18 protein-coding genes are annotated in these 15,963 nt (G+C 40.1%); 3 read left to right on the forward strand and 15 right to left on the reverse strand.

The genetic code is table 11. From position 1 onward, the window contains the following. Window positions 1–54: 54 nt before the first annotated feature. From QSH61_RS03080 to QSH61_RS03130, 11 genes are all read right to left on the reverse strand, one after another. Window positions 55–462 carry a tyrosine-type recombinase/integrase gene (locus QSH61_RS03080; RefSeq protein ID WP_206471430.1) on the reverse strand — a complete coding sequence of 136 codons (408 nt, stop codon included), beginning with the start codon at window positions 460–462 and terminating at the stop codon, window positions 55–57. A 133-nt stretch (window positions 463–595) separates the two neighbouring features. Continuing rightward, a complete protein-coding gene (locus QSH61_RS03085; protein WP_206471429.1) occupies window positions 596–1,009 on the reverse strand; it encodes a hypothetical protein in 414 nt (137 codons plus the stop codon). Then, window positions 990–1,613 (reverse strand): hypothetical protein, encoded by a 624-nt coding sequence (locus tag QSH61_RS03090; RefSeq protein ID WP_206471428.1) that lies wholly within the window; start codon window positions 1,611–1,613, stop codon window positions 990–992. Before QSH61_RS03090 ends, QSH61_RS03085 begins: the two co-directional genes overlap by 20 nt. Before the next feature lie 462 nt (window positions 1,614–2,075). Further along, on the reverse strand, window positions 2,076–3,152 hold the full coding sequence (locus tag QSH61_RS03095) for a hypothetical protein (RefSeq protein ID WP_206471427.1): 1,077 nt from the start codon (window positions 3,150–3,152) through the stop codon (window positions 2,076–2,078). Window positions 3,153–3,183: 31 nt separating this feature from the next. Next, window positions 3,184–3,885, reverse strand: coding sequence for a J domain-containing protein (locus tag QSH61_RS03100; protein WP_206471426.1), 702 nt, complete (start codon window positions 3,883–3,885; stop codon window positions 3,184–3,186). 253 nt (window positions 3,886–4,138) lie between these two features. Continuing rightward, entirely contained in the window at window positions 4,139–5,602 is a 1,464-nt protein-coding gene (locus QSH61_RS03105; protein ID WP_206471425.1) for a type IV secretory system conjugative DNA transfer family protein, read from the reverse strand. 193 nt (window positions 5,603–5,795) lie between these two features. After that, window positions 5,796–6,755, reverse strand: a complete 960-nt coding sequence (locus QSH61_RS03110) for a relaxase/mobilization nuclease domain-containing protein (protein WP_206471424.1) — start codon at window positions 6,753–6,755, stop codon at window positions 5,796–5,798. Window position 6,756: 1 nt separating this feature from the next. Beyond that, window positions 6,757–7,143: a plasmid mobilization relaxosome protein MobC gene (gene mobC, locus QSH61_RS03115; protein WP_130126847.1), complete on the reverse strand. Its 387-nt coding sequence runs from the start codon at window positions 7,141–7,143 to the stop codon at window positions 6,757–6,759. Window positions 7,144–7,773: 630 nt separating this feature from the next. Then, on the reverse strand, window positions 7,774–8,817 hold the full coding sequence (locus tag QSH61_RS03120) for a DUF8464 domain-containing protein (RefSeq protein WP_206471423.1): 1,044 nt from the start codon (window positions 8,815–8,817) through the stop codon (window positions 7,774–7,776). Further along, the gene (locus QSH61_RS03125) at window positions 8,814–9,296 is read right to left on the reverse strand and encodes a hypothetical protein (protein WP_206471422.1); all 483 of its coding nucleotides are present in this window, start codon (window positions 9,294–9,296) and stop codon (window positions 8,814–8,816) included. Before QSH61_RS03125 ends, QSH61_RS03120 begins: the two co-directional genes overlap by 4 nt. 3 nt (window positions 9,297–9,299) lie before the next feature. Beyond that, complete coding sequence (locus tag QSH61_RS03130) at window positions 9,300–9,791, reverse strand: hypothetical protein (protein WP_206471421.1); 492 nt, start codon at window positions 9,789–9,791, stop codon at window positions 9,300–9,302. 332 nt (window positions 9,792–10,123) lie between these two features. On the opposite strand from QSH61_RS03130, the gene QSH61_RS03135 reads away from it, so the two are divergent. After that, window positions 10,124–10,588: a hypothetical protein gene (locus QSH61_RS03135; RefSeq protein ID WP_206471420.1), complete on the forward strand. Its 465-nt coding sequence runs from the start codon at window positions 10,124–10,126 to the stop codon at window positions 10,586–10,588. A gap of 79 nt (window positions 10,589–10,667) precedes the next feature. Here QSH61_RS03135 and QSH61_RS03140 read toward each other — a convergent pair whose 3' ends face one another. The 4 genes from QSH61_RS03140 to QSH61_RS03155 form a co-directional block, all read right to left on the reverse strand. Then, window positions 10,668–11,099: a hypothetical protein gene (locus QSH61_RS03140; RefSeq protein ID WP_206471419.1), complete on the reverse strand. Its 432-nt coding sequence runs from the start codon at window positions 11,097–11,099 to the stop codon at window positions 10,668–10,670. A gap of 50 nt (window positions 11,100–11,149) precedes the next feature. Continuing rightward, window positions 11,150–11,953 (reverse strand): toll/interleukin-1 receptor domain-containing protein, encoded by an 804-nt coding sequence (locus QSH61_RS03145; RefSeq protein WP_206471418.1) that lies wholly within the window; start codon window positions 11,951–11,953, stop codon window positions 11,150–11,152. Window positions 11,954–12,119: 166 nt separating this feature from the next. Then, complete coding sequence (locus QSH61_RS03150; RefSeq protein WP_206471417.1) at window positions 12,120–13,310, reverse strand: tyrosine-type recombinase/integrase; 1,191 nt, start codon at window positions 13,308–13,310, stop codon at window positions 12,120–12,122. A gap of 196 nt (window positions 13,311–13,506) precedes the next feature. After that, window positions 13,507–14,367 (reverse strand): YicC/YloC family endoribonuclease, encoded by an 861-nt coding sequence (locus tag QSH61_RS03155; protein ID WP_206471416.1) that lies wholly within the window; start codon window positions 14,365–14,367, stop codon window positions 13,507–13,509. A gap of 153 nt (window positions 14,368–14,520) precedes the next feature. On the opposite strand from QSH61_RS03155, the gene rph reads away from it, so the two are divergent. Next, on the forward strand, window positions 14,521–15,234 hold the full coding sequence (gene rph, locus QSH61_RS03160) for a ribonuclease PH (protein ID WP_010377321.1): 714 nt from the start codon (window positions 14,521–14,523) through the stop codon (window positions 15,232–15,234). Window positions 15,235–15,255: 21 nt separating this feature from the next. After that, a complete protein-coding gene (gene pyrE / locus QSH61_RS03165; protein ID WP_010605678.1) occupies window positions 15,256–15,900 on the forward strand; it encodes an orotate phosphoribosyltransferase in 645 nt (214 codons plus the stop codon). The last annotated feature ends 63 nt before the right edge of the window (window positions 15,901–15,963 follow it).

The following is a 15,963-nucleotide window of genomic DNA, read 5'->3' on the forward strand; positions in this document are numbered from 1 at the left end:
TACAAAATATCCAGAGCGCAGGTAAAAGTCACCGACTTTAAGTCTGTGGATGGCTCATTCACGGCATCCAGTGTAGAACAGTACATGTAATAGTGCCCAGTCTCTTAATTCTCTGAGATTACCTTTATTGGGTGTGCTCATCATCGTTTTCACCTGCTCAACAGTTAGGCTTGGCGTGACGACTCTTTGCTGGCTTAGTTTAGGCCTTTTAACACCCTTAACAGGGTTGGTTGGCATGATCTGCTTTTCACACAAATGGCCAAATAATGAAGACAGGGCCGACAGCTTATTACAGATTGTTCGGTTAGTATAACCCTGACCTCTGAGTGTTTCCCTCCAGATAAGCACATCAGCCTGTTTTACACTGTATAATGCTTTCGGGCTTGTGATAGTTGCAAAGCTGATAAACTGTTGGATTGCCTGTTGATAGGTTTTTCTTGTCGCCTGAGACGTAAAATTCATCAACCAATAATTTTCTTCAGTGAGGTGAGGTAGTGAAATTTGGCTGGCTGATTTCTCAAGTTGGTTTCACATGGTTATGGGGTTAAGAACTATCGATAATATATTTTATCGATAGTATATAATTAATTTAAAATCACTGAGGTTTAATATTGAAAATACTTTTAGCAAGTAAACCAAATGCAATTGCTGTTTCTATTAAAACACCTGATATTAAAACCATAATAACTTTCTGGTCAATGATGCGAGTGTAATTTTCGTTGCTTATATTCGCTTTGTCAACTTCATACAGATCTTTTATAAAATCTACAATGAAATAATTTAAATACATGAAAGCAAGTATCACTATTGCAGAGAAAGTATATCTGAATGTCTTTCCAATCTTTTCCCTTTCTTCTTTTAGATTCTCCTTAACATACTTTTCAACATAGGATTCTGTTTCCTTCTTCAAATCCTCAATTATTTTTTCTTTCTTGGATTTATCATCAACTTTAAGAAGGTCATCGTGAAGTCTTGTTATTCTCAGATTGCTATCTATGAAGCGCTTCATTTATTCTTACCAAAGAGCTGAAGACTAATATAAAATGTCTATGATCATATGTTCTAAATTTAAAGTGATAAAGAATATCATCGAGTAACTTTTGCGTGTTTTCAAATACTAATTTCGTTGCTTCACATTTTGTTGCTTCGATCTCTTCTTGTTCTGGAAATTGTAGGTTAAGCAAGTTGTATACATATGAAAGTGTGCTCATTTCATTGAAGCCTAAACAAAACTTCCTTTCCAGCTCATTAGGTACATAGTCTTCAGGGACAATAAAAGAAGCGGGACAATATCTCAACAACCATTTAGCACTCAGACTGGCTACTTTCTCATTGTTTATTTTTTTTGAGTGTATTTCATCTAAGTGCATCTCTGCACTTTCTGGAAATTTATGCTCACAATAAAAATGAGATTCCTTATACTTTATTACATCGATAAAGTAAGCATGCACCGCTTCACGTATTTTCTCTTCTGATAAATAAAATTCTATCCTTTCAGATTTTAAATTTTCAAAACACTGATTGTAGTGAAATATTATCTGTTTAGACTTTTCTTTGGCTTTTGCTAAATAATATTTTTCGAAAATGTAATTTGTTCTGTTAGAAAATTGCATGAAATACTATCCGAAACTAAAATACTCTATTCGCGGATGCTGCAATTATGCGACATGCTTTTCTTATTTTCTCAGGATCATTCATGCTTTCATAATCGATTTCTATGCCATTATTACTCCGAGTGACACCTAAACTTTCCCTCTTTTCATAAGCTTGATCCCATCTTTTATCTATTGCACTAGGTGAGTTATCTCTATTTACTATGCTTTTCATAATATATCAGTTCAGTTATTTAAATTAAAATTAGTCTATACGTTTTATATAAATTTACTAAAAAGTCAAGAATTAACTTTCTGGTAACGTCGGTGTGTGAAAAGGCCACGAATTGTACATTAACGGAACCAGATCTGTCTATACTAGCATAAAAAAAGTACAGTTTGCTAGTGAGGTTCAATGTCTGGCTTGCTTCTTTCCCTTATTTTGTGTGGCCATTTTATGCAATTTCAACCGTTGATGAGATATCAAAAAGTGACTTTCTCATCAATAATTAACGTGATAGAGTCGGCCATCAGCTTATTTCTATATTTTTGATTCTTATTAAGTTGTTTTCTCATTTCTTCTATATTCCTTTGTATTCGCGCAAATTCTTTCTGTGATTTTTTCAATCTCTTAGCCGTGTCGTTACATTCATTCTGTAAGTCATAAGGCCTTTGCAGGGTGGCACTGATCTGAGATTCCCAGCGCCGAATTTTCTTTACACAATTAGGCACCAGACCATCAAAGCAACTGTATGCTGAAGCGATCCGCGTGGCCATTGCTGCACTTTCAAGTAATGCACTGAGCCCATCAAAAAAACCTCCTTGTCCGTCTCCGATTGCATCGGCTGCACTCTCAACCAATCCGAGACCTATTTCACCGCCGGATATGCGCTGGCTGATCATTGAGCTACATGCATTGCCAGCTAAAAATAACTCCGTCTGGCTTGCTCTTTTACCTTTGCGTTTTCTCTCTTCCTTGAGTGCATATTGGCAAGCCTTTGACCCTAGAGGAGCAAGGCATGAGATCCGGGCTCTTTGTAAAGCTTCTTTGTCATCACAAATTGTATGAGGACGTTCAGGCAAGCTTTCAGTAGCGGGTAATAAGCAACGCTTATCCTTATACGCTGGGTTATTATTGAGTGCTCTAGTCAGACTTTGTATATTGCTGGGATACTGTTGTCGGTAGTTTGCGATCTTTTGTTCCAGTTCGTCTTTTTCTGAGAGTAACTTGGCATACTTAGTCGGGAGTGGGTTTTTGATGCACTTGTGGATAGGCTTTCCATTATGGTCATCTTGTGGCACAAGTTTGAAGCACTCACCAGTGACTGGCTTATTCAATGTGTACTTATATCGATGTGGGCCTATTTCTCTGCCATACCAGCGCTTATTGTCTTCAGAAATTAAAGTAGGTAAATCTTCATTCGATTGTTGTTTTTGGTAGTGCAAAGTGATGGAGTCATATTGAGAAGTCACTTTGTATGGCGTTGGGGTTGAGCAGCCTGCTACCGTTAAAGCAATTATCAGTAAACAGAACAAGGTCAATGTGCGTTGTACTAGCATTCGTGTATCTCCTTTAGAAACCAGTTCAGTACTACTTCAACTTCTTCTGAATCGTCTCCCATGCAATGTTAATGAGTTTGGCGTTTTCTTTCGCCTGCTGTTTTAAAACCCCGTCAAATTTATCTAATTTGTCGGGATGAAATAAATTTGATAGGTGTCGATAGGCTTTTTTAAACTCGGCCAGGCTGCTGCCAGCATGTACGCCAAGAATTGAGCAAGCATCTTCAAATTTGCGTGGATCTAAGCCTGCTGAATCAAATTGTGATTGGCTTGAGCTGTGGTTTGATCGTTGTTGGCTTTGTTGTCGCTGAAAGGCTTCTTGCTTGCGTCTGAGTTCTTCACTGGCGCGTTTTATGTCTTCTTCGGCTTGAGCTTTCTGTCTGCGAACTTCTTCAGCTTGTGCTTTTATGTTTTGCTCAGCCTGTCGTACTTCTTCCTGAAATTGCGCTTTACTTTGATTCTCGCTTTTTGCTTTGGCTAATTGATAGCTCAATTTAATTTCTGAGAGTGCATCGCTAAGCCAATAAAAGGGGTTGGTGTAAACGTATAAAAAACCCAACGCATAAGGGAAGAAATACCAGTTTTGTTCTTCAGTAACTAACGTTGAAGCAACAGGCACGAATGAGATAGCTAACCCAACAAAGATAAAAAACGGGTTGCCGCCTTTGCAGCATTTGCCAAAGATGAAGCCCATAATTACTACAAACACCGTAAAAAATAGAACTGAGGTCATTGTTGAAACAGTCTCCGAAATAAGGGCTTGCCTGTATGCACTAAAAACCCAGCTACAAAGGGGATAGTGATAAACCAGGTATCAACGACCATGGCAAATTGCATCACAGGGTAAAAGATAAGTAAGCCTACCAAACACCAAAAAATATTCCCTTTACGGCAAAACCAACCAAAGACAAGTCCACAGGCGAAGATCAGCCCAAGGTAAAATAGTAGGTCGCCTGTGAAATGTACGCCAAACAAGTAAAAGTCCATTACAACCTCACCAGTTTTGGGTTGATGCTGCGGTTTCCATGATTATTGATAACAGGGGGGAAACTTGCTGCTTTTTTAAATCGTCTGTTTTGGTAGTAGGGGGTTACCGTTAGCTTTACTGGGTATCGGTTCTTGCAGATCAGTAATGCTTCATTGTCTTGCATGGTTCTGACCTCATCAGAGTTAAGCAGGTTGTATTCTCTATAGTTGTCGTGAGTATCGGTAAACTCGGCTACTTGCCTTTCTCTTACTCTGCCTGATAGTTTGGAAAAATACTCAGCGGTTACAGGGTCGGAACTGCTTAAGCATATGTTGGTGTTAAAGGCTCCCTGGATCGAGTCTGCGGTTTTCTGTCCGTAACGCATGGATAGCTGAGATATAGACTGCAATATAATTGACAGTGATACTCCATACCCTCTGATCGTATTGGCAACAGAAACAAAATCGCTTACGTAGCTGTTCCCAAATTCATCATACAGTATGTATACAGGCAGTGATTTTCCGTCCAGGTGATGGTTACGCATGCACTCATTGAACACACTACGAAAAAATAATGAGGTTGCAAACGAGTAGTACTTTTGATGCTCTGGAGGCGTACAAAAATAGATGACAGTTTTTTCTTTTCTCAGTCGGGACAAGTCATAATCCGATTTACTGAAGAATGTTCTCATATTTCGATTGGTTAAGGCTCTGAGTGCGGTCAGGCAGATCCCAACAAACGACTGTATAGCCTCTTTATTACCGGTTAATGCTCCTTTCCACTCATTGAGTACAGATTCGTCATCTGGAAAATTCGGATCCCAACAGTTGTGCGCTATCCAGTTATCCAGGCCTTCGCCAAGAGCACCAAAATTTTGCAGAAGGTGATAGAGGTTGGGTAAATTGAAGTACTTCTTATCGCCAAAGCTCAAACATTTTATCAGCGCACTCAGAATACGGGTGGCTCCATTATTCCAGTAAGCATCACCTTCTTTGGGGTTTCCGGACCAGATCAGTGTTTCTGCAATTAGTTCGAGTTCTACAAAGTTCTTAGCTTCGGTGAAAGGGTTAAAAAGGTTCGACTGACTCACATCATGAGGGTTAAATACAATGATATTGTAGCCATTGGCTTTTAAGCATCCAGACGTTGCTTGATGAACTTCCCCTTTGGGGTCGTGAACAACCAGAGAAACGTTGTCATTCGCTTTAGCCAGTACGTTGCTAATAATGTACTTAGTGGTTTTTCCAGCCCCAACACGGGCAGTGAAACATACATTCTGAAAGCTTTCGCTGACTGAGAGGTAGCGGTTATCGCCATCAATGAGCAGGCCTTTATTTCTGCGCGATAAAAAGCCACTGGCCTCGCTGCTGCTCAGCAGCTTAGACCCTTGCTTGGTATTGAGTACTTTACCTTTGATTAGGTACTCTGTGGCTTTGTAGGCAAATGTGCCAATGGCTTTGAACACCATAATAATCTTATCCATCCTCCTTGGTTATCGAATATTGCTGTGACTTTTCTTCTCATAGCTGCGACTGCCTGTGACGCAGCAACGTTTGTTTTGCTTTATCGATTTTGTGTTTCCACTGCTGGCTTAGTTTTGTCTTAACCATCAGGTTAAGAGCTTGGTTACAAATTTGCTTTACCTTTGCCTTAACGAGATCAATAGTCGCGCTAATTCAACGGTGTTTTTTGTCATTATTATCTGGTGAATGCTGTTCGCTGCGCTGTTGATGCAATTGCTCTTTTGCCTTGGTTACTTTAGCCTCTGGGACAGCCTCATTCTTTGTTTTTTCATGCTTCATATTTAGTGTAGCTTCTTTTTGAGCTGACTCCGGTTTCAGCTCTTTATTGTGCTGTTGTTCAAGCTCAATCTGTTTACTCATTACTGCAAATTGGTTTTCCAGACCAAGTGTTTTTAGTCGGTATTTTCTGCCTGTTACCGTATCCTTAAAGCCTATAGCCTTACCTCTGGTATAAATCTCAAGGTGCTCGGCAGAGAGGCGAGAAAAAAATTCTTGCTTATTAGTGGAGGAAACCAAAATACTCTCAAGTGCTTTGTTCACTCGCTCACGCTCAGGCATCTTACCTGTGCGTTTCTTTAACTCTGCCCCATTGTGGGATGTTTTCTTTCCTGCCTGTTTGTTGATCACAAGCCCCTGCTGAAGCTCAGGGTAATGCTTGTTTGTCCAGGTTTCTAAATGTTTTTTTGCGCGATCAAATTCATGCTTACTTAGGCGGAGGTTTTTAGTACCTCCTCGCTCGTTAGAGCTAATCATTAGGTGAAAATGGATGTTATTTTCTGCATCATTGTGCATATACCCATAGACCAGATTGTTTCTTGCTCTTTGATCCACATACTCTTGCACTATATGAAAAAGCGCGTCCTGCTGTTTTTCAACGCTGACACTCTGGGTACGTGTAATCGAAATTATTTCGTGATACAGGTACACACTGTTTTTTCTTTTTTTAAAGAGCAGGGAGTTTTCAAAAAACTCCTGAAGTATTTTCTCTCGTTGGTGTGTATAAACATTTTTCGAAAAAACATGCACACCGTCATGCTTTTCCGCTCCTTTTTTCATATAGTCATAAAGCTGATCAAAGTTCGCGACTTTGCGGCTTTTTGACTTAATTATCATGTTACTTTTTTAATCCTTTTAATGTGTATTCGGTGACTAGATCTTCTAGCTTTTTCAGCTCCATCAATAACTCGTTTTCATGCACCATAACTTGTAAGGTGTTTGAGCGGTGCGCGATTTGATTAATATTGTTGGCAACATTACGAATTAAAAAATGTAGCGTATCGAGCTTTTCTTTTAGCTCAGCTGGGATAAAGTAGTGTTGTTGCTGATAAGCCATTGCCATGTTTTTTACCGTCTGACTAACGGTGAGCTTCTCTTGTTGAGCTGCCTTTTTAAAGTCGCGATACTCTGCCAGCGTAAAGTTTAACTCTACACGTTTATGGTGTTTTCTAAACTCTGCCATGTACTGCTTTTGATAATCTTTTTTGTGCTCTGGGCTGTCCATACTGGTCTATTAGCAAAATAAATTATTGGCTCGATACTGAGCTTTTAAGGGGGTTGAGGGGGAAGCCCCCCACAAGATGCAAACAACGGTAGCGAAGCGTATTTCCGGAAGTTTGCAATCTTGCTCTCATACTTTAACCATAGCTGAGAGTTTAAAATTTGTGCAAATTTCAAGGGCGAATCTAGCGCAAAAATTTACAGGAGTGCAGGGTACGTAAATGCAGGGACACAGGGTACGCACACCCATTTTGGCGCGGTTTTTTATACTGATTACAGGAGCTGAAGGTACGTTTCAGCGGATCACACGAGAAAAACACAGGGAGGTAAGGTACTTTTAGCTACGTTTTGAAAAAAGTTACAGGGAGCAGAGGTACGTTTGTGCATTCTTAAGCATAAATTTAAGACTGAAAATGCTAAATACAGGAGTATGGAGTACGTAAATGCAGGAGTTGAAGGTACGTTTCAAAATTTATTGTGGCTTGGTGCTGCATACACGACTGTAATCTATTGCCTCTAACCCTTTCTTTAACCCTTTTAATCTTATTTATAACCAGTAAATAATGAGTTTTATTCAGCGGTTAAATGAAACTCAAAAAATGCCCTGCGGGGCTACTTGCTTAAAAAAGAAAAATTATTGAGGGCTAACATGCTCAATTAGCCACTCATTCAAGTCTTTGTGGTTTGGGTAGGCACTCGATAGGTCATTTATTTTTAAATGGTTGAGCGAGTTTTTGAGCTGTTTCAGCGTTTCAAGCCCTGTGGTTTTGTTGTTGAGTTCATCACGATCTCTAAAATAGTCTATCTCTGTAATAGCTGGGTGTTGCGCAACAAATTGAACAAACCTATCAAGCATGGCACTACTATTGAGCACCACAGTTGTAAACGGTGGGGTGTGCAGGCTCTTAGCGGTTAGGTACGAAAGAAAGTCGATAAAGCCCTCAAATAATAAGGTTTTGCTAGTGCCTTTATCAAACACACTAATGTCAACGCCAAGCCCCGCAAAGCCTTTAAAATTTTTGTTTCTAATTGCAAAGGTGCTGCCACTGGCAAAGCCAATAGAATAAAACTGTTTACCTGATGCTATCAGGCGACAAGTAACTTCTTGTACGTACTCTTTGGCTATATTGAGGTTTATTTTCCTATCATTTTGTAAGTATTGCTTGAGTGGGTAACTAAACAATGCCTGTACTTTTAGCACCTCTATTGCCGCTGATTTTTTATTTAAGCCAGTCACGTCGTTTGTAGTAGGGGCAATGCTTGGTGTTGAGGCGTAAAACAATGTTTGATGCACATTATTAGCCACTATACGGGCAGCTTTATTTGAAAATGAGTGTACAGTCGGATAGAGACTATCAAGCACCCCTAATGCGCTCTTAACATCATTATCAGGCAAGTTATGAACATGGCACACTAATTCAATTAAGCGACCGCCAGCGCCTATAGGCACATCTGACCAAACATTTTTCTCAATGTTTACACACAAAGAGGGTTTGTTATCTGATCTTGTTGGACTGTGGTAAACGTACTCAAGGCCATTAGTTCCTTGCTGAGTACGGGCAAATTTTGCGCCTATACGTTCTAGGTAATCAGTGATTGGAATTTGTCTTGCGTCTTGGGTTCTCATGGTTTGGGTTATTGAAATAATTTTTTCTTGTTGCCAAATAGCATTTTTCACTTCTCTATATTGTAGGCTGTTTTTTCACGATGAAATGTTGCGCTGGAATCATACTCAAACGCCATCGGCTCTACTTTGACAGACTCATCGGCAATAAAGGCTTTTTCAGTACGCTTTGTTAGTTGGTTGTTTTCAATCATAGTGCTGATAAATTGTTTTGACGGGTAAATATTGAGGATCGCATCAACGATTTTTCTGCCTTCGTACTTTTTCTTTATCTCTACTTTGCTGATCTCTGGCATTGCTTCGAGTAGCTTTGTGATCTTTTGCAGTGTAATGCGCTTTTCTTTGTGCTCGTTGAAGTTAATCTTTTCAATAAGATAGTTAAGTGATGGGTTATAAGTTGCCTTTTCACTGGCATAGCGAAACTTAAGGTTTAGCAATGCTCTTAGTTTAATCAGGTAGTAAGACTTTGAGGCAACAATACTGGCCGAGTCTGAGGCTTTCCAGTCGCCACTTTGAATATAATTGGTGATCATATTTCAAAGCTCTATGACGACTTTTTTATCCTCCATGTAAATATCTTTGATGCGGTTAAAAATATACAGATTTTCGCCGCTCTCATTACGCACGGCGATATCAGTACGTTTTAGTATCTCTAATGCTTCACGAATACTTGAAGTGTTGTAAGGGCAATCGTTCGGCTTCAGTGTTTTGTTTTCGACTTTGTTGATGGCATTGATCATTTCTTTTTGGATTTGATAGTAGGTTGTCTTGAGATAAAACACTTTGTTATTTTCACCGTCAGATTGAATTTGCATCGCTTGTTTTGAAGCCATTGAAATAATCGCGTATTCAATACGTGCTTCTCTTAAATGCGGGAAATGGCTTTGAAATTTTTTACTTTTCTTGTTCTTAAAATTAGCGGGTGAGATCTCAGCAATAAACCCTTTGCCATCAATCGTAAATGGTCTTTCTACCGATTCTGCCACACCGTCATTGATCCATGTGATCAGCGGATCATTGGGCGACACATCTTTTGGAATTGCTTCGTAGGTTTCAGAAAGGTTGAGCCTCTTAGTTGACTGGAAAAGCTCAAGCTGAATCGCGATGCTTTCTTGTCAAAACTGCACACTTCTAGGTTTTGGTCACATAGCGGTAAGTTAAAAAGTATTGATGTGATTATTTTACTCAAAGGTACAGAAATGCAAGTAAGTTTATCAATAGCATATAGCGAACCTATTTTGCTGTATCAGGCCTTGTAATTGAATTTTCTGTAGATTTATTGGAGTGTTTTTGTTAAAGGTAGTTAGTTGTTTAGTTTCATGGTTTTTCTATAAACTAATCCTAAAGGATTTCTTGATACATGGGTATATTTATTGAATGGAGTAAAATGAGTATGTTAAAAAAAGTGAGCGTAGCTGCATCTTTCGCAACAATAGTTGGTACTTTAATTGCTGGGTATTCCGCTTTTGTATCTTCAGGTGAAGCTAGAGTTAATCAAACTATTAATGGGGAAAAGAATACGGTGATAGGTGAGGTTTCTGGGCAGTTAACTATAAATTATAATGATACTGGTTCTAAATCTCAGAATCTAGTTTTGCGAAATAGAAGTACGGGAGTAAGCTTAATCATATCTGAGCCGAATATTATGGCTGCAACCGATAAGTCAAAGCACGTATGTAATGCAATAGCTGGTACACCTGTTGTTCTTACTGGTCGAGTTGCAGACATGAGTGGAATACCAATGTGGAAAGAAGTTTCTATTTTAAAAGGTGATTGTGCAGGGAAGGTTGGCTGGGCTTCAGTTTCTGTATTAGGCTATGACTGATAAAAATTTATATTGTTTAAGGGCAGCTCTTAATATTTTTAAGACACTGCCAATCAAAGTTTAATTCTCAATCAACTTACTATAAGAAACAGTGTACGATTACTACACCGAATATTGAAATTAAGATTTGCAGTAAATATAGTGGCAAAACAGCTCGTCGCATCAAGTAATTGAACCGTGTACATATGCAGTTCCTATCTATTTCGGTGACTAGATTAGGATTTAGTTTTAAATCATTTGACTCCATTTCTAGAGCTTTTTCATAAAGCTTTCTGTATACATTTTCAAGCATAAAAAAGTAAGCATCAAGCCACCAAAATAAGAATATTGGAAGTAATGTTACAAGGAAGAAAAGCTCATTTTTTAAAGCACCGCCAACAGCGATTAGTGCTGTCAGAACGGTTATTGACCATCCTTTTATCAAAAAAGAATTATTGGCCATTCGATTGATAACACCTTGAATAAGGGTTAAATGCGCCACTTTTAGTGTATTGTCTTCTTTTTGATTCACCTTTACCATGTTCCTGTATTGTTTAAAAACTTATCTTCGACATTATTTAGTTAACGGCAACCAGGTGCATAGTCTCTGTAGAGCGTGGTTAAAGCGTTATAGCCTTTTTCTCCGTTGCAATCTTTAGCCCATTCTGACAGATTTTCACAGGTTATGTTATTCAGGTGTTCAACATTTGCTTTATGGATCATTTGGAAGCTTTTAGCCCTTTTAACAATACTTTCAATATCAGTTTTATTTGATTCAAGTGAACCAAAAGGTCGTTGTGAATTTGGCGACTGCTTCTTTTCAATTAAAGCACTCGTCTGTAATTCGGCCATTATCCACGGAGAAAAAGTGTATTGCTCCCTATCTTCTTTTAGAGAAATATTGCGAATAGCATTTTCAGTGTTTAGAAAGAGTAAGCATTCTGAACGTTCAATCATACTGTTCAAAGCATTTGATAACATCATATGAACATGACTGGTTGTATAGTTTCTTATTTCATAACTATAGTCTTTTGTTTCTTCACGGTATGCGTATTTATTATCTATTTGCTTCAGTAATTTATCTGCAAAACCCCAGACAGTAGAGTCAATGAAGGACTCAATTTTAAATTCATGATAAAGCCAGTTAGCTAGCTTCAAAGCGAGTTCTCTGTCTTTGCTTGAATGTGAGATAAACACATGGCAATTTTCAATCTCAGGAAACCATTCTTTTCTTAAGGAGTCTCCGTTGAGCAGCCCTTCTTCATTGTAGAAATTTTCTAGTGATTCTCTAACGTTATCCTCCCTACTTTTTAGTATTTCGTCATACGTGCTAGGTGAGTCGAAACGGCTTTCGTTACTGACATTAAGATTAAAGCCTTGAAACATTTTAACTCCTTGTTTTTAACTTGTGCAGTATCTAGTAGTTTTCCATGTTAATTAAATTTTCTGGGAGAAGGAAATACTATTTTGCATGTTTATTCAGGCTGTCATACGAGTGTTACATGACAGTCTGAATAATGAAACGATTGTAGGAGTTTTTAGCTATCGCTATCTAAATTATATCTGCTAATCTACAAGAAATCTGACTTAATGCCTCCCTTCGCTCATCTAAATAATCATACCTATCATAGATCCCCTCAACACCTTTAAGCTTATGGTTTAAACATCGCTCGGCGATATGACCAGCTACGCCATTGCTTGCAAGTAGGCTTCGACAGGTGCGGCGTAGGTCGTGAACGGTAAAGTGGGGCACGGGCATTTTGTCTTCACGGAATAGCTTTTGAATGGCGGCGTTGAGTGTGTCGGGGCTGATATGTCCAAAGCGCTTGCTGGCTCTGCGGTTTGGAAAGACATAGTCAGAGCCAAAGGCTCGTATTTGCAGCTCTTTGAGCCATTCAATGACGATGGGGCTTAATGGCACGGTTATGCCTCGGCCTGTTTTGCTGCGCTCCTGTGGAATATGCCAAAGCGCTTCTTTAAGATCAAATTCAGCCCATTTAGCAGCGATTAGCTCACCCTTTCTAACACCTAAACAAAGTAGCAGCGAAAAGGCTAAATAGTTGTCGCGGGTAAATTGGTCAGAATTTTCCCGCAGGCATTGATACACTTTCTCTAGTTCTTCAAGTGATAGGGCGCGGCTACGGCTTTGCTCTACACCGCCCGCATCTGACACGTTAAATGCTTCAGCTGGGTTTGAGGTGCGTAAATCTAGCTTAATTGCGTGTCTGAATAGCTGCTTGCAGTACATGAGCGCGTCATTTGCAATGCTTGGGCGGTCACTTTGCGCAATGCGTTGTATCGCGCCGCGAATATCTCTAGGGTTTACTTTTTCGATTGCTAACCCACCAAAATAAGGGGCAAGATCTTTGGTATAAATACGTCTAGGGATATTTGGGTGCTTTAAGCGTTTTTCGCATTCTTGCAGCCAGTCTTCGGCAAGATCATTGACGGTTTTTAAGGTTTCGTTATCGAGGCGCTTTCGTTCCTCTAAAGGGTCAACACCATCATTATTAAGATCGACTTTAATTTGTGCGGCTTTGAGTTTGGCATCAACTAAAGAAATGTCTGGGTATTTACCTAAAGTCATTTCTTTGCGTTTACCGTGGCTCATATAACGAACAATGAAAAAAGCACTCCCTTCAGCACTGACGCGAAAGTATAGGCCATTCCCTACTGCATATTTTCCAACAGCTTGATTTTTAATAAGACTTTTGATTTTTTGAACTGTGATTTTTACTGTCATTTCAACCTCTTATGTGAGAAATGGTGACAGATTCCTATAATTTTAGGACGATTTTCAGATTTTGAAAAATCTGTCACCATTCCTGTCACCACTTTTGCTTAACAAAGAGCAATTCGGGGCAACAGGTTGAAACACGTAAAACTTATAACTACAAGATTTTAAAGGCTATTTTAACGCTCAGAAACAGCCTGAAACATTACTCGATGTTTTGGATCTGCTCACGCATCTGTTCGATCAACACCTTTAGTTCAACGGCGGCATTGGTGATCTCGCTGTTGATTGACTTTGAGGCTAGGGTGTTAGATTCGCGGTTGAATTCTTGCATCATAAAGTCTAAACGACGGCCACAAGCGCCTCCTTTTTTGAGGATTTTGTGGGTTTCTTTGACGTGTGACTTGAGGCGGTCGAGCTCTTCTGCAACATCTTGCTTTTGCGCAAGGTAAATTAGCTCTTGCTCTAGGCGGCCTTCGTCGATGTCGGTTTTTAGTTCTTCTAATTTTTGTGAAAGTTTTTCACGTTGCCACTTAGTGACTTCAGGCATGTAGCCTTCAACGATGGCAACTTGCTCTAGAACACCTTCAAGACGAGTGGTGAGCATGGTTTCTAGGTTTTCGCCTTCACTTGCTCGTGCAGCTTTAAAGTCTTCTATTAGCTCATCAAAGCCACCTAACAGTTCGCTGTTTACGGTGTCTAAATCGACTTCTTCAGCTTCCATTACGCCAGGCCAGCGTAGAATATCTACAGGATTGATATCACCGCCGCTTTGTGATTGTAGCCACTTGGCGCTTTCAACAAGTTGCTTTGCAAGCGATTCGTTGACGGTTAGTTGGCCAACGTGCGCAGGATTTGCGGTGAACTTTAGGAATACTTCAACTTTGCCGCGTTGTAAGTGTTTACGCAGGCGTTCACGTATTACTGGCTCTAAGCCTCTAAATTGTTCTGGTGCGCGGATAAAGGTTTCGAGGTAGCGTTGATTCACTGAACGAATTTCCCAAACCCCAGTGCCCCAGTCACCTTTCACTTCTTTGCGGGCGTAGGCGGTCATACTATGGATCATATAAAGTCCCTAAATTAGCTTGGTTTAACCGGGGCATTATAGCCGAATTTCCGCACAGCCCTAAAGTGAATTTTATTTTTAGTCGGATCGCGTGGCATAGTCTCTATGATCCCTTTATAATGTACGGCAAATTTTGATGATGGGGGAACGTGGATGCGTCCAAGCGAAAGAACTGCAAATCAGATCAGGCCGGTTACATTTACTCGTAACTATACAATGCACGCTGAAGGCTCAGTAATGGTAGAGTTTGGTAACACTAAAGTGTTATGTACGGCTTCTGTAGAAGCGGGGGTGCCACGCTTTATGAAAGGTCAAGGCAAGGGCTGGATCACCGCAGAATACGGTATGCTTCCGCGCTCTACACATACGCGTAACAACCGTGAAGCGGCACGTGGCAAACAAGGCGGCCGTACCATGGAAATTCAACGCTTAATCGCGCGCGCTCTCCGTGCCGCAGTTGATTTAAAAGCGTTAGGTGAGAATACCATTACTATCGACTGTGATGTTATTCAAGCGGACGGTGGTACACGCACGGCGTCAATTAGCGGTGCTTGTGTGGCATTGGTCGATGCATTAACACACATGCGTGCCAAAGGCATGATCAATGTAAACCCGTTAAAGTTTATGATCGCGGCAATCTCGGTTGGGGTTTATAAAGGTCAGCCAATTACCGATCTTGAGTATCTTGAAGATTCAGAAGCAGAGACAGACATGAACGTGATCATGACTGAAACTGGCAAACTGATTGAAGTACAAGGTACAGCTGAAGGCGAACCGTTCTCGTTCGACGAGCTAGATGAGTTACTTGGTCTTGCGAAGCACTCAATTCGTGAAATCATTGATCTACAAAAGCAAGCGTTAGCGTAATCAACACTCAGTAGGAAAAACATGAAACCGTATCAAAAAGAGTTTATTGAATTTGCCTTAGAAAAGCAGGTGCTTAAGTTTGGTGAGTTTACGTTAAAGTCTGGTCGTACTAGCCCTTATTTTTTCAATGCAGGCTTGTTTAACACAGGTCGTGATCTGGCGCGTTTAGGTCGTTTCTATGCTTCGGCATTGGAAGATGCTGGCATTGAGTTTGATGTGTTGTTTGGCCCAGCGTACAAGGGTATTCCTATTGCGACAACGACAGCCGTTGCACTTGCCGATCATCACAACAAAGATGTGCCTTATTGCTTTAATCGTAAAGAAAAGAAAGAGCATGGTGAAGGCGGTAACTTAGTTGGTTCGGCGCTTGAAGGTCGTATTATGCTTGTTGATGATGTGATCACAGCGGGTACTGCTATTCGTGAGTCGATGGAGATCATTGCCGCTAATAGTGCAGATCTTGCCGGTGTATTAATCGCATTAGATCGCCAAGAAAAAGGCAAAGCTGAGCTTTCTGCTATTCAGGAAGTTGAGCGCGACTTTAATACTCAAGTGGTGTCTATCGTGAAATTGGCTGATTTGATTACTTACCTTGAGCAACAAGGTGGTATGGATGCGCACTTAGATGCAGTTAAAGCATACCGTGATAGCTATGGTGTAGCGTAAGCCCTACGATTTTCTGCTGATGGCTAGTACTATGCTAGCCATCAACTTACTTCTTTTTTATCT

The organism is Pseudoalteromonas sp. JC3 (assembly GCF_030291895.1).
Taxonomy (GTDB): domain Bacteria; phylum Pseudomonadota; class Gammaproteobacteria; order Enterobacterales; family Alteromonadaceae; genus Pseudoalteromonas.

Excerpts from the sequence above, each read along its gene's own strand:
- QSH61_RS03080 (WP_206471430.1), bottom strand. The coding sequence starts at position 462 with ATGAATTTTACGTCTCAGGCGACAAGAAAAACCTATCAACAGGCAATC.
- QSH61_RS03085 (WP_206471429.1), bottom strand. The coding sequence starts at position 1,009 with ATGAAGCGCTTCATAGATAGCAATCTGAGAATAACAAGACTTCACGAT.
- QSH61_RS03090 (WP_206471428.1), bottom strand. The coding sequence starts at position 1,613 with ATGCAATTTTCTAACAGAACAAATTACATTTTCGAAAAATATTATTTA.
- QSH61_RS03095 (WP_206471427.1), bottom strand. The coding sequence starts at position 3,152 with ATGCTAGTACAACGCACATTGACCTTGTTCTGTTTACTGATAATTGCT.
- QSH61_RS03100 (WP_206471426.1), bottom strand. The coding sequence starts at position 3,885 with ATGACCTCAGTTCTATTTTTTACGGTGTTTGTAGTAATTATGGGCTTC.
- QSH61_RS03105 (WP_206471425.1), bottom strand. The coding sequence starts at position 5,602 with ATGGATAAGATTATTATGGTGTTCAAAGCCATTGGCACATTTGCCTAC.
- QSH61_RS03110 (WP_206471424.1), bottom strand. The coding sequence starts at position 6,755 with ATGATAATTAAGTCAAAAAGCCGCAAAGTCGCGAACTTTGATCAGCTT.
- mobC (WP_130126847.1), bottom strand. The coding sequence starts at position 7,143 with ATGGACAGCCCAGAGCACAAAAAAGATTATCAAAAGCAGTACATGGCA.
- QSH61_RS03125 (WP_206471422.1), bottom strand. The coding sequence starts at position 9,296 with ATGATCACCAATTATATTCAAAGTGGCGACTGGAAAGCCTCAGACTCG.
- QSH61_RS03135 (WP_206471420.1), top strand. The coding sequence starts at position 10,124 with ATGGGTATATTTATTGAATGGAGTAAAATGAGTATGTTAAAAAAAGTG.
- QSH61_RS03145 (WP_206471418.1), bottom strand. The coding sequence starts at position 11,953 with ATGTTTCAAGGCTTTAATCTTAATGTCAGTAACGAAAGCCGTTTCGAC.
- QSH61_RS03150 (WP_206471417.1), bottom strand. The coding sequence starts at position 13,310 with ATGACAGTAAAAATCACAGTTCAAAAAATCAAAAGTCTTATTAAAAAT.
- QSH61_RS03155 (WP_206471416.1), bottom strand. The coding sequence starts at position 14,367 with ATGATCCATAGTATGACCGCCTACGCCCGCAAAGAAGTGAAAGGTGAC.
- rph (WP_010377321.1), top strand. The coding sequence starts at position 14,521 with ATGCGTCCAAGCGAAAGAACTGCAAATCAGATCAGGCCGGTTACATTT.
- pyrE (WP_010605678.1), top strand. The coding sequence starts at position 15,256 with ATGAAACCGTATCAAAAAGAGTTTATTGAATTTGCCTTAGAAAAGCAG.